Below are 13,546 nucleotides of genomic sequence, written 5' to 3'. Positions count from 1 at the left end.
GTTATGCCTCGCTGGCAGCCAGAAACTGGCGCGTGTAAGGTTCATTAGCGGCACCGCGCCGTAACGTATCGGCGCTCAACTCTTCCAGCAGCTTGCCGTGATGCATAATGCCGACGCGTTGACACAAATGCGTCACTACCGCCAAATCGTGCGTCACCATCAGATAGGTTAATTGCCGCTGTTTTCGCATCACGCTGAGCAGGTTCAAAATTTCAGCCTGCACCGAGACATCCAGCGCCGAGGTCGGCTCATCCAGCAATAACACCGAAGGCTCAAGAATCAGCGCACGAATCGCCACGCGCTGGCGTTGCCCACCCGAAAGCTGATGGGGATAGCGATAACGAAACGCATCTGACAGGCCCACTGCATTCAACACATCGCTGATGCGGGCTTCATGACGATCCATCCGATGCAGCTTCAAGGGTTCTCGCAGGCTGTTCCACACCATTTTGCGCGGATGCAGCGAGGCATAAGGATCCTGAAATACCATCTGAACCTGACGATAAAATGCTTTATCGCGCAGCGGCTGCTGCTCACGGTTATTGAACAGGATATGACCTTGGTAATCGTGATTAAGGCCGGCGAGGGCACGCAAAATGGTGGATTTCCCACAACCCGATTCGCCGATCAAACCATAACAATCGCCATGCGCCAGCGTGATGCTGACGTCATCGACTACCTGACGATATTGCGCACCTTTACCGAATGCGATGCTGAGATTAACCGTTTCGATACTGCGTTCAGTGCCTGGAATCGGGGTCATAGGGCAACTCCATCACGGAAACGGGGGCCATGTAACCAGGCAGGATCACGCCTGGGCACGCGAAGCAATTCAACGGGATGATGCAGTCGCGGCTGGCTGGCCAGCAATGCCTGCGTGTAAGGATGCTGGGCGTGTTCCAGCCGATCAGCGCGAATTTCTTCAACAATGCGTCCGGCGTACATCACCAGCACGCGATCGCAGAAACGTGAAACCAGATTGAGATCGTGGGTAATGAACAACAAACCGGTCTGACGTCGTGACAGCTGCTCATCCAAAATATGCAACACCTGCTGACGCACGGTAACGTCCAGCGCCGAGGTCGGTTCATCGGCAATAATCAAATCGGGTTCGGGGATCAGCATCATGGCAATCATCACGCGCTGTCCCATGCCGCCCGAAATTTCATGCGGGTAAAGCTGTGCGACTTTCTCCACTTCACGGATATGCACTGAAGCCAGCATTTCACGCGCCCGTGTCTGCGCTTCCTTTCGGCTCACGCGGCTGTGAATGCGCCAGGCTTCCGCCACCTGATCGCCAATGCGCATCAGCGGATTCAGAGAAAAACGCGGATCCTGCAAAATCATCGAAATGCGATTGCCACGAACCGTGCGCATTTTTCGCTCGCTGCTGTTGAGCAAATCAATGTCACCAAACTGCATTTTCGTCGCGCTTACCTGAGCGATTTTCGGGGTGAGTTTTAGCAGTGCGCGGCAGGTTTGTGATTTGCCGGAACCGGATTCACCGACGATCGCGACTTTTTCACGCCCGACTTGAAAACTGACGTCGCGTACCGCGTGATGATCTTCATGCGCGCCTTTGAAAACGATATTGAGATTCTCTACCTTCAGCAGTTGATTACTCATGGCGAATATCCATTACGTCGCGCAGGCCATCACCCAACAAATTGAAAGCCAGACTGGTGAAAAGGATGGCTAAACCGGGAATGGCGGCGATCCAACCGTTGTTCAGCATGAACTCACGACCTGAAGCCAGCATCGCGCCCCATTCCGGGCTGGGGGCTTGTGCGCCCAAACCGAGAAAGCCCAGCCCGGCGGCAGTGAGAATGATCGCCGCCATATTGAGCGTGACGCGCACCACCACCGAAGGCAGGCACATTGGAATGATGTGACGTACGATGATGTGCCACGAAGACGCACCTTGTAGCCGCACCGCCGCAATGTAATCCATCTTGCGGATTGCCAGCGTCTCGGCGCGCGCCAGGCGAGCAATCGGCGGCCACGCGGAGAGAGAAATGGCGATGATGGCGTTTTCGATGCCGGGGCCGAGTGCAGCGACAAACGCCAGCGCCAGAATCAGGCTGGGAAAGGCGAGAAAGATATCAACTAATCGCATCAACACCGTATCGACCCACCCGCCCAGATAACCTGCGGCGGTGCCAATCAGCAGACCGAGCGGCGTGATGATCAGAGCGGTGAGTGCAGCGATATACAAGGTAATGCGTGCACCGTAGAGCAGGCGGCTAAAGATATCGCGTCCCAGCTCATCGGTGCCCAACCAGTGCTGGGCATTGGGCGCTTGCAGGCGAAACGCCAGGTTCTGCGCGAAGATATCCTGCGTGGCCAGCCACGGCGCAAACAGCGCTGCCGCGATAATCACCAGCAATACCAGCAAACCAAACAGCGCGGAGTGATTGGCGCAAAAACGGCGCCACTGGATCCAGCCGAGCTGAACCTGCGCCTGCAACGGAGAGTGTGGAGCCGGATCGCTCAGCCAGGCACGCAGGCCGCTCTGAGGACGGACTCGCAGGGTTTTATGGGCAGAATCGGTCATTGATCCTCCTGACGGGTTCGCGGATCGAAGATGCGATACAGCAGATCGCAGAGAATATTCAGGCCAACAAAGATCGCACCAATCAGCAGCGTGCAGCCGACCACCGCGTTCATGTCTCCCGCCAGCAGTGCATTCGTCAGGTAGCGGCCAAAACCGGGCCAGGCAAACACCGTTTCGGTCAGTACTGCGCCCTCCAGCAGCCAGGCCCAGGATAGCGCCACCACAGTGAGCGTCGGCACGGCGATATTGCGGAAGGCGTGGATCCAGACACAGCGCGACCACGACAACCCCTTGACGCGTGCGGTGATGATGTACTCCTGCGACAGCTGCTCAATCATAAAGCTGCGCGTCATACGGCTGATGTAGGCCAGCGCGCTCAGGCCAAGAATCGAGGCGGGCAAAATGATGTGGCCGAACACATTTTTGAATACCGCCCAGTTGCCGCTTAATGCGCTGTCGATCAGCCAGAATCCGGTCACCGGTTGCAGGTCAAACTCATAGAGAAAATCGATGCGTCCGGGCCCGCCGATCCAGCCCAAAGTGGCATAAAACAGCAGTAATCCCATTAAACCGAGCCAGAAATGAGGTGTGGAATAGCTTAATAAGCCAACGAAACGGATGAGATGATCGAACCACGAATTACGGTACATTGCGGCATAAACCCCCGCCGGAATGCCGAGTCCAACACCCAGGATCGCCGCCACGGTGGCCAGCTCCAACGTGGCCGGAAACACGCGGGCAATGTCTTCAGCCACGGGATGGCTGGTGGTCAACGCGGTACCAAAGTTGAAATGCAGCAGCTGCCAGACGTAATCGATAAATTGCTGCCACAGCGGTTGATCCAGCCCCAACTGATGAAACATCTTGTCGTAGGCTTCCTGACTGGCATTATCACCAATCACTGCGACGACCGGATCGATCGGCAGCAGTCGGCCAATAAAAAAGGTTAATGCGGCCAGTCCCAGCAGGGTAAAAGCGATTGAAATTAGCCCCCGAAACAGGCGCCTGCAAAGGCGCCATAAGGGAGAGGGCGAGGTATTGATCGATGTGGGTGTGATCACCTGAGACATCTGTTACCTCCGTTACTTGCTTGCGTCACCGTACCAGACGCGGAAACCGTTCCAGGTCCAGTTCTTCACCACCGGACTGATCCCGGCGCTGTTGTACATCTGGAACATGATCGCCATCGGGCCTTTCTCCATCTGCTCACGTTGCAGATCGGCATACATCGCGCTGCGTTTGATGTCATCCGGTTCCAGCAAGGCGGCATTGACCTTTTGGTTCATCGCCGGGTCGTAGTAGGCAGCACGCCAGCTAGGATATTGCGTCGCGCGGGCTTCCTTGCGGTTGTCAGGATTGAACACTAATCGCGAGGCGTTGCCGTAGGCATCGGGCACCGACGTTTGCCATGCCATCATCGCGCTCTGGAATTCGCGGCCCCGCGCCCGGCTAAACAGTTGGGCGTTCGCCATGCGTTCAAGGGTTAACTTGACGCCGATCCTCGCGGCATTCTGCTGCACACTTTGCGCAATTGGCGCGGAGTGCGGCAGAGTGCCGAAGATCACCGACGCGCTGAAACCATTGGGATAACCAGCTTCGGTTAGCAGTTGTTTGGCTTTGTCGAGATCGAGTTTAAACGGTTGGCCCGCCTGTTCATCCAGCGCACCAAAGGCGCCAAGCTGCACGAAGCTGGCGTGCGGGACGCCAAGGTAGGGCATGACGCTTTTCGCCAGGCCGTCGTAATCGATCAGATAACGCATCGCCAGACGCACTTTTTCATTCTTGAAAATGGGATCTTCATTGTTGAAGGTCCAGAAAAAAAGCTGCGGTTTAAGGGCTTTTTCCACTTTGACCTGACCGCCTTCATCCAGCGTTTTAAGATCGTCAGCGGAGAGATCGCGAGCAATATCCACATCGCCTTTGGTTAATAACAGCCGCTGCGTGCCGGTTTCTGCAACGTGACGAATCAACACGCGTTTTAGTGCCGGCGCTTTGCCCCAATAATGGGGTGAAGCCTGAAGCACCACGCCTTCGCCCGCATTCCAGCGCATCATCTGATACGGCCCAACACAGGCGGTATGCGTAGAGAGATATTTATGCCCGAGATCGCCGTCCACCGCTTGCTGTTCGACCCATTTGCGATTGAGCAGCGAAGAGACGTTGTTGGCGGCAATCGCCTGAAGGAGAAGATTGGTGGGATAGGCTTTATCGAAGGCCATCACCAGCGTGTTGTCGTCAGGCGCGGTAATCAGGCTATCAACGTTTTCTTTGGTGAAACCGTACTCTTTAATCGCTGCGGCGTTGCCATATCCGAGTTTCACCACGCGCTGCATTGACCAGGCCAGATCGCCTGCGGTGGCGGACGATCCATCGGCGAATTTCAGATTGTCCTGCAAGTGAAAGGTGATCGTTTTGCGATCGGCTGAAACATCCCAGGTTTTCGCCAGGTTTGGCACCAGCTCTTTCTCATCGCTCAGCTTAAAATCCACTAACGTATCGCAGGTATTCGCGTAGATTTCACTGGTCACTACTTCGCCAATTTGGGCCGGATCCCAGGTGCTAATGGCGTCAATGTTCCACGCCATCACCAGTGAATCGGGCGGGGTAGCAGCCTGAAGCGGCGCGCAGCAGGCACCAGCCAACGCTAACGCGGCGGTAATCTGTGTTGCTTTCATTATTCTCTCCAGAGGATTACAGGTTATCCGGGCGTGGCTGAATCGGTGGCTTAACGTCGGGTGGAATCGGGCAGTGATAAGGCTTTTCACTGATCTGTTCGAAATGCACTTTTTTCACCTGAGCCAACAGCACTTTGTCTGTCAGCACATCAACTGCAGTCGCCGCCATGACTTTGGCTACATGCGTCAGGCCTTTGTGTGCGGCGGGCATTTTGCCTTGCGCAGTCAGTTGCCATGAATGGCCCGGCGTGCCAATGGCCATGGTCGGCACATGCGCCTGCACGGTCGGAATCACCCAACTGACGTCACCAACGTCGGTCGAGCCAATCATCACTTCACCCTGTGTATCGAGAGGAATGATGTAATCGCTGAGCGGCTTAGGATTAGCCGGTTTCACGCCGGTTTTGCGGTAGCAGCTGTCGATCTCTTCGGGCGACAAGGTCGCTTGAATGTCAGCCGCGAAAGCGAGGTCGGCTTGGTCGAAAGCCACCGGCCCAAGTACCTCAAGGTTGCGCTGCATCGCTTCTTCCAATGGACGATTGCCCAACAGGTTGGACACCGCGCTCATGATGCTGATCTCCACTTTAGTGTCAGTCATCATCGCCGCACCTTGCGCCACGCGTTTGACGCGTTCGTTAAGATCAAACATGGCGTGAACATCGCGTGAGCGAATGGCATAGCGCACCGCAGCTTTCGCCTGCACCACGTTGGGTGCGATACCACCAGAATCGAGCATGGCGTAGTGAATACGCGAATCCTGTGGCACGTGTTCACGCAGATACTGCACGCCAACGTTCATCAGTTCGACACCATCTAACGCGCTGCGGCCCAAATGCGGCGAGGCGGCGGCGTGAGAAGAACGGCCAGTGAAGAAAAAGTCCATGCGGGTATTCGCCAGTGACAGCGGTTTTGCCACTTCATGATGAGCGCTAGGGTGCCAGGTAATCGCTACATCAACGCCGTCAAATGCGCCAGCGCGCGCCATAAAGGATTTAGCTGCACCGCCTTCTTCCGCGGGACATCCGTAGTAGCGTACGCGGCCAGGGAGGCCGGTTTCTTCCAACCAGGCTTTCATCGCAGTGGCGGCCAGCATGGCGGCTGAACCCAATAAGTTGTGACCGCAGCCATGGCCGTTGCCGTTGCCTGGCAAGGGTGAATAGGACGCTACGCCTGCCGCCTGACTCAATCCGGGCAACGCATCATATTCACCCAAGAAAGCGATGATCGGCCCGCCATCGCCCGCTTCACCCATCACGGCAGTGGGAATATCCGCAACGTTTTCGGTCACACGGAATCCTTGCTGTTTTAGCATCGCGGTATGCTCAGCGACCGAGCGGTATTCGGTATAACAAATCTCTGGCATACCCCAGACCCGATCGCTGAGTGCACAAAAAGTTGCTTGGTGTTCTTCAACCCACTTCCAGACTAACGCTTTGTTTTCCATTGCAATCCCCAGATTGGTTGACCCGCACAGCGGCAGACGCTTTCACGTCTCTGTGTCGTCAGCATGGGCGAACAGGTTGGCAAAAGGCCAATGAGCAATTCACACAACCCATTCCAAAATTGCATAGTTTTCATTCACGCCGCAGTAGCGGGTTGAAGTTGCTGTACCCGATCCCACAGCAATTCCGCCTGCGGGTTCTGTAACACCGGTTGTCGATAGAGGCGGATCGCCAGCGACATATCCCAGCGGCTGTCGTCTGCGCGTACCAGCATGCCGCTGGCCAGTTCCTGATGAATCAGGCTGAGCGGCAGCCAGGCGACACCGCCACCTGCCAGCACCATCGCTTTCAAATTCACCGACATACCGTTTTCGTATACCGCTTCCAATGGCAAAGGACGTTCACTCAGCATTTGTGCCAGCGCATGGGCAAAAAAGGAGTGTTGTCCGTAGCTGATCCACGGAATCGGTCCGCCATGCGGATCAACCGGATAGAGCGGCTTGCCGCTGCTGTCGGGACGACAAACAGCAATGGCGCGCTCACGTCCCAGTTGCACCATCGGATAAGGCGCGAGCTGATGGATCAGCGACACGGCATCATGGGCATAAGTCAGGAGAAAATCGGTTTCACCGCTGTGAAGCGTGGCGATATGCTCAATAAAACTCGGTTTCGAATTGCACATACGAATGTAGCCCAGCTGTTGTTTCAAATTGAGCCGCTGAATCCAGTCAGGAAAAAAGGTCAGCGAAAGGGTATTCAGCATGGCAAAACGCAGCACCGCAGTACGTGAACGAAAGCGTTGATGTAAATCGTTACGCAGATGCGTCATGGAGAATACCGTTTCCCTGGCGGTGGCAAGAAAGATTTGCCCCTCTGGGGTTAAGGTCACCGGATAGGTTTTGCGATTAAACAGCGGCACGCCAAGCCACTCTTCTAATTGCCGTATCCGACGACTCAGGGCGGATTGAGTAATGTGACGCTCATCGGCAGCGCGGGTAAAACTGTTACTGCGGGCAACGCTGAGAAAATCTTCAAACCATTTCAATTCCATAGCAGGGACCTCTTTGGATGAATGGGAAAGCAACGTCTGCGGGATTACACACTTTGTTACACGCAAGAAACGCGCCAGACTTTCATCAAGGGAAAAACGCTGCAAAGGGCGCTGTGGCCTGCAATAATGCGCCATCTGTCACAATGTAGAGGGCAGGCTGCGCACAAAATGCACTCAGGGAGTGCAAGGTGAGCCGCGAGAGCAAGAGGATAACGCAATGGAATATGAGTTTTTACGTGATGTGACGGGCCAGATTAAAGTGCGCATGTCGATGGATCATGAAGCAGTTGGCCATTGGTTTAATGAAGAAGTGAAAAATGATCTCGGATTGCTGGATGAAGTGGAAGCGGCCATCGAAGAGGTAAAAGGCAGCGTGCGACAATGGCAGCGCGTCGGCAGCGAATACACCATTTTGCTGGATGAAGAAGAGGTGATGATCCGCGCTAATCTGCTGGCACTGGAAGATGACGGTATGGAAGAAGGCATGAACTATTACGATGAAGAGAGCCTGTCATTCTGTGGTGTAGAGGATTTTTTGTTGGTGATCGCCGCTTATCGCCAATTCCTTCAGCAATATGGCCATAAAGGTTGAGCCGCATTCGCCGCTCAACCTGCGTTCCGGCTTAAAGAATATGCGTTATTTGACGAAAGAAATTGCGTACAATTTCAAACGTCGACCAGATTCCAATCAGTGAAATCACCCCCAACAACGCCTGTTCCCACAGGCGATTTGCCTGACCTTCCATCATGAAACGCTTGCGGCTGGTCATGATAAACAGCCCAACCAGCAGCGGCGGCAAGACCAAAGAGGTCGCGACGCTGGTGCCGAGGATATTCAGCATCACTAAATCTGGCGCACCGGGAAAGGTGACAAGAATCGGCAGAATGATATAGACCGCAATCTGCACCCGCTTAAACCACGGATTATCATCTGGTGTTGCGTAACGTTGATTCAGGTTTCCCGTGTGATGCACACAGCTGAAAATCAATGAACAGAAGCCGCGAGACTGCGAAGGAAAACTGGTAAAGCTGGCGAGAAAAATACAGGTCCACAGCAAGTAAGGCCCGGCTGGGCCGACGACGCTGGACATCATAGCAGAAAGATCATTTTCATCGGCGATGGTGCTGCCCGAACCGTGCACCACTTCGGCGGCCACACTCCAGAACAGCACGTTAATCACCAGCATCGGTAACATGCCAAACAGCAAGTCAAGCTGTTGTAGCTTGCGGTATTTCGGCCCAACCCAACCTTTGTCACGCATGAAACCGGGATAGAGCAGGTTGCTGGTGGAGCCGCCAATAGCGCCAATGGTCGAGACAGCAATGAACACGGCAAAAAAAGGCCCGGCGTTTTCCGGCAGGCCGAAAGTCAGGCCGCGCAGAAAGCCGCTAACATCAAAATGACCGACCTTGATCATCGCATACAAAAACGAGCCAATCATAATCACTGACGCAATTCGCGCCAGCGTTTCGAGGTGACGATATTGATTGCGTGTCAGCATCATCAGCAGCGTCATGCTCACAATCACCACGCTCCAGAGAAACACGCCCCAGGTTTCGCCGCCGAAATGATTAAAAAGCTGATAAAGACCCACCGCGCCGGCACGTAAAAAACTCATCTGCACCACGAACGCCACAATGGCGATCAGGATGCCAAAAAACAGCGGAAAGCCGCGCCAGACGCGTTTGTAGCCTTGAATAATGTCGTTATCACCAAAGCGGTTCATCAAGGTGTATTTGGCGATGTAGGAGATCATAAAACCACGCGCGAGCAGGGCAATGATCAGCGTCCAGAGCAGGTCATAACCATAATTAGCGCCCGCGACGGTGGAAGCCACCAGATCACCGGTGCCGAGAAAGGTCATCGCCAGCACTAAGCCAGGACCAAAACTGCGCAGATACCCACGAAAGGTGGTCGGCAAGTGGTGATCGGCGACCGGGATGCTGATTTCTTGTTGCGATGTACTCATGGTGAAGCCTCACAATGAGGGTGACTGCAATGGCATTTTTGCTCTTTTTGCGCGTCACCGTAGGGTTTAGGGGGAGTAAATTTACACCGTCGCCACCGGCGTGGCGGGTGAACCCACCGCACCAGGCAGGCGCAGCGGCGGTGCAGTGAGCAGAAACGCGGTTCGTTGCTGTAGGGCCAGCCAGTCAGCCAGCGGACTCATCAGCCACAGTTCACCGAGATAAACCCCAAGCCGAAACAGGCAGAGATCGTGCAGCGGATGTGACGGATAAAAATCATTGTTAAGAGGTTTAGCGGGCAGAATTTCCACCGCAGGATTGTCAGCCAGCAGCGCAACCACGCCGCTGTCATGCACCCATTGACGCAGCTCCGGATCGCTACCATCCAGCCCGGCAAAATGGCTATTGAGATAAGCCATATCAGGTTCACCGTTCATTTCAATAATCGCTTCATCCATGCCGGTACGGAAGCACACAAGATCGCCGGGCCGAATGTCGATATTATCGGCCTCGATGATCTGCATCAGATGCTGATAACCAAAGGCGAAACGCCTAATGCCGAAATGGCGTTTGATATCGATCATCACCGCACGGCCCTGAATACCGTGCTGCGCCATATTCTCAATACCCAATGCTTTTGCACCGAGATGCGTACCGCTATCACAACCACAGCCGCCGCGATAATCGGTTTCTCCGACAATATCCACCCCCGCTTTATAGCCGTTGTAGAACACCATTTCGGCATCGCCGTTATCGTTCACATCGAACCATTGCCCCATGTGCGCCAGACTGTCCCATTGCGTTGAGTACTGCAGCGCCAGCGTCACGCTGTCGTCACAGATGACATCGCTCAGGCGTGCATCATCCCGCGACAGTGGATAGGTCATATTGGCGTTTTCACCACGCCGCGTGGCGTTAAGCTGCGGCGGTGGGCGACGTGGATTCATCGCCGTGCCGCCAGGCAGATCCAGCGGCAGGCTCAGGCAAAACGTTTGGCCTTCACGCACTTCGGCAATCCCTTCAAGTACCTTGGCGGCGGTCAGCAAATTCAGACGACCCAACTGATCGTCGGGACCAAAATCGCCCCAGGTTGACAGCGCAGGCCGTTTTTTCCAGCGGGTATTCATACTTCACTCCTTGCGGATGCATCCAGTGGCTGGGCGTTGTTCAGCGTCATCGGCGTTACGCGCGGCAGCCAGAAACCGTAAATCAGCGCGCCAATAATGCCCACCACGCCTGCGATTTCTAATGGGATAACGAATGAATGGGTGTACTGCATAATCACGCCAATCATGATCGGCGAGATGATGCCCGCCAGGTTGGCAGCCATGTTTTGGATACCGCCGATGGTGGCGACGTTGGCGCGGTTTGGCGCAACGTCAGACGGCAGCGCCCACAGCGCGGCGGAAGCAAAGGTTGCCGAGAAGTTGGCAAAACACAATGCCGCCAGCGCCAGGCCCACCGTCGGCGAAAAGGCGGCTAAGCCAATGGTCGCGCTGCCGAGCATGCCACCCACCAACGGAATTTTTCGCGCGACGCTCAGTGAGTAACCGCGACGCACCAGGCTGTCGGAAAGCAAGCCACCGCACCAGCCGCCGATAATCGCCGCCACGCCGGGCAACATGCCGAGCAAGCCGAACTTCATCAACGAAAGATGGAAGGTTTCCACCAGATAGGTAGGGAACCAGGTGAAGAAGAAATAAGAGACGAAGTTGATGCAGAAGAAGCCCGCCATCATTGCCTGCACCGTGCGCTGGGTCAGTAGCTGGCGAATGCTCATCGGAGCGCCGGTTTCTGCATCCTGATTCGCTTCAATGAAGGCCACTTCTTCGGCGGTGGCGGAAGGGTGATCGCGCGGTTCGCGATACCACAGATACCAACCCAGTGCCCAACCCACCGCGACCACGCCAGAAATCACAAAAGTGGCGCGCCAGCCAACCCATGCAATCAGCAGCGAGATAATTGGAATCGCCAGCGTGCCGCCGATTTTGCTGCCGTTATTAAAGGTCGCGGCGGCAAAGCTGCGTTCCTGACGCGGGAACCAGCGCGTCACCGTTGACGAACTGGCGGGATAACTCGGTGCTTCTACCGCGCCCAGTACAAACCGAAAGCCAACCAACGCGGCTATGCTGCTGGCTAAGCCGCAGGCCGCGGTGGCTAATCCCCAGCCGAGGCTACTTAACGCGAAGGTGATGCGCGGGCCAAGCCGATCAACCAGCCAACCGCCGGGCAGCTGGAACAGCACATAGCTCCAGAAGAAGGCGGACAGCAGCAAACCACTGTCGGTGGGCGAGATGTGCAGCTCCTCGCTCATAAATGGCATGGCGACACTCATCGCCGCACGATCGATGTAGTTAATGGCGATACCCACTGACAGCACCGTCAGAATCACGTAACGAAACTTCCCTTTACTTTTACTTGCCGAAACGACTGCAGGTGATCCATTGGAATTCAGCGACATCATCGCCTCCAATTGTTTTTTATTGTGGTTACAGAGAGGGAATGCCGCATGCAGGACGCATGCGGCGTTATGTCAGAAGGTGATCACAGACTGTGGCTCACCGCCTGATGTTCGTGAACCTGTTCTTCGTCAACGATTGGCTCGACTTTGCCCAGCAGGAACAGGTAGTTAAGAATACCAATCACCACCAGCACGGCGGAGAACACCAGCGCCCAGGTAAAGTGGCCGGTAGCGCCGACAATCGCACCGGTAATGATCGGACCCACCGCGCCGCCCATATTGGAGACCGTATTTTGCAGACCGGCGACAATCGACACGCTGTTCTGCGGTGCAACGTCGCCAGGCAATGCCCAGACCTGCGAAGCCGCCACGGTGGTGCCCGATTTAGCGATACACAGCAGCAGCACGGTCATAAAGACGGAATCGGTGAACGGCGCGAAACCAATGCACAGCGCCATCAACAGACCCACGGTGAGGAACAGTTTGCGCGTGGCGGTCAGCGACAAGATTTTCTTGTGGACGATGCGATCTGACATCCAACCGGCAATCACTTCAATCACCATGCCGCAAATCAGCGGCAGCGCAGCCACCATGCCCATTTTGAGGAAATCCATACCCTTGTCTTGCACCAGATAAGTCGGCAACCAGGTAATGAAGAAGTAGGAGGTATAGTTAATAGTGAAGAAGCCAATACACATTGCCCAGATGTTGCGGTAGCGCAGCAGTTTGTACCACTTCATGGGACGAACGCTTTTATCGCCATGTTTTTGTGTCTGGCCATCGCGGATCAAACTGATTTCGCTCTGGCTGATCTTCTTATGATCTTCCGGGTTCTCTGCATAGATAAAGTACCAGGCGATGACCCAAAACACGCCAATTGCGCCGATTACCAGGAAGGTGATACGCCAGTCAACCATGGCGATCATCCAGACGATCAATGGCATGGCCACCGCGCCGCCAAATTTCGATGCACTGTCGAACAGGCCAGAAACGGTGGCACGTTCGCGGTCGGGGAACCAGCGCGCGGTAATACCCGCATTGCTCGGATAAGCAGCCGCTTCACCGATGCCCAGCGCCAGACGCATGGCCAGCAATGATTTAAAACCGGTGGCTAAACCCATCGCCATGGTCGCGATTGACCACCACGCCACGGCAATGCCCAGCCCTTTTTTCTGGCCGTAGCGGTCAGCAAACCAGCCTGCCGGAATTTGCAGTAGCGCATAAGACCAGAAGAACGCGGCCATGATAAAACCCATCATTTCTGGATTGATGTCCAGCTCAGTGATCAGGTGCGGCGCAGCAGCAGAGAGTACAGTTCGATCAATGTAGTTAATGGCGATCGCCAGCCACATCAGGCCAGCGATCCACCAACGGATACGCGAGGTGTTGTTCATC

Annotated in this window: 12 protein-coding genes; 1 reads left to right on the top strand and 11 read right to left on the bottom strand. The window is 55.2% G+C overall.

Going from position 1 to position 13,546, the window contains the following annotated elements:
* Window position 1: 1 nt before the first annotated feature.
* The 7 genes from SC127_RS05285 to SC127_RS05255 all read right to left on the bottom strand — a co-directional run bounded on the left by SC127_RS05285 (window position 2) and on the right by SC127_RS05255 (window position 7,722).
* Window positions 2-763: an ABC transporter ATP-binding protein gene (locus SC127_RS05285; RefSeq protein ID WP_332625622.1), complete on the bottom strand. Its 762-nt coding sequence runs from the start codon at window positions 761-763 to the stop codon at window positions 2-4.
* A complete protein-coding gene (locus SC127_RS05280) occupies window positions 760-1,626 on the bottom strand; it encodes an ABC transporter ATP-binding protein (RefSeq protein ID WP_215847608.1) in 867 nt (288 codons plus the stop codon). Before SC127_RS05280 ends, SC127_RS05285 begins: the two co-directional genes overlap by 4 nt.
* Entirely contained in the window at window positions 1,619-2,554 is a 936-nt protein-coding gene (locus tag SC127_RS05275; protein ID WP_215847607.1) for an ABC transporter permease, read from the bottom strand. Before SC127_RS05275 ends, SC127_RS05280 begins: the two co-directional genes overlap by 8 nt.
* Window positions 2,551-3,624: an ABC transporter permease gene (locus tag SC127_RS05270; RefSeq protein WP_332625618.1), complete on the bottom strand. Its 1,074-nt coding sequence runs from the start codon at window positions 3,622-3,624 to the stop codon at window positions 2,551-2,553. Before SC127_RS05270 ends, SC127_RS05275 begins: the two co-directional genes overlap by 4 nt.
* A gap of 12 nt (window positions 3,625-3,636) precedes the next feature.
* Entirely contained in the window at window positions 3,637-5,229 is a 1,593-nt protein-coding gene (locus SC127_RS05265) for an ABC transporter substrate-binding protein (RefSeq protein ID WP_332625616.1), read from the bottom strand.
* A gap of 16 nt (window positions 5,230-5,245) precedes the next feature.
* Window positions 5,246-6,673: a M20 family metallopeptidase gene (locus tag SC127_RS05260; RefSeq protein ID WP_332625614.1), complete on the bottom strand. Its 1,428-nt coding sequence runs from the start codon at window positions 6,671-6,673 to the stop codon at window positions 5,246-5,248.
* A 134-nt stretch (window positions 6,674-6,807) separates the two neighbouring features.
* On the bottom strand, window positions 6,808-7,722 hold the full coding sequence (locus SC127_RS05255) for a LysR family transcriptional regulator (RefSeq protein WP_243078576.1): 915 nt from the start codon (window positions 7,720-7,722) through the stop codon (window positions 6,808-6,810).
* Window positions 7,723-7,939: 217 nt separating this feature from the next.
* On the opposite strand from SC127_RS05255, the gene yacL reads away from it, so the two are divergent.
* Entirely contained in the window at window positions 7,940-8,314 is a 375-nt protein-coding gene (gene yacL, locus SC127_RS05250) for a protein YacL (RefSeq protein ID WP_215847605.1), read from the top strand.
* 31 nt (window positions 8,315-8,345) lie between these two features.
* On the opposite strand, the gene SC127_RS05245 is transcribed toward yacL, so the two are convergent.
* From SC127_RS05245 to SC127_RS05230, 4 genes are all read right to left on the bottom strand, one after another.
* Window positions 8,346-9,692: an Nramp family divalent metal transporter gene (locus SC127_RS05245; protein WP_215847604.1), complete on the bottom strand. Its 1,347-nt coding sequence runs from the start codon at window positions 9,690-9,692 to the stop codon at window positions 8,346-8,348.
* Window positions 9,693-9,773: 81 nt separating this feature from the next.
* Window positions 9,774-10,817 carry a cyclase family protein gene (locus SC127_RS05240; RefSeq protein WP_332625610.1) on the bottom strand — a complete coding sequence of 348 codons (1,044 nt, stop codon included), beginning with the start codon at window positions 10,815-10,817 and terminating at the stop codon, window positions 9,774-9,776.
* The gene (locus tag SC127_RS05235; protein WP_215848337.1) at window positions 10,814-12,151 is read right to left on the bottom strand and encodes an MFS transporter; all 1,338 of its coding nucleotides are present in this window, start codon (window positions 12,149-12,151) and stop codon (window positions 10,814-10,816) included. The genes SC127_RS05240 and SC127_RS05235 overlap by 4 nt, the downstream gene beginning before the upstream one ends.
* Before the next feature lie 83 nt (window positions 12,152-12,234).
* On the bottom strand, window positions 12,235-13,545 hold the full coding sequence (locus tag SC127_RS05230) for an MFS transporter (RefSeq protein WP_332625605.1): 1,311 nt from the start codon (window positions 13,543-13,545) through the stop codon (window positions 12,235-12,237).
* Window position 13,546: the final 1 nt, after the last annotated feature.

This window comes from Pantoea sp. T14 (assembly GCF_036663535.1).
GTDB lineage: Bacteria > Pseudomonadota > Gammaproteobacteria > Enterobacterales > Enterobacteriaceae > Pantoea > Pantoea phytostimulans.
The sequence above is the reverse complement of the archived record's forward strand: the minus strand, read 5'-3'. Positions and strand labels throughout refer to the sequence as shown.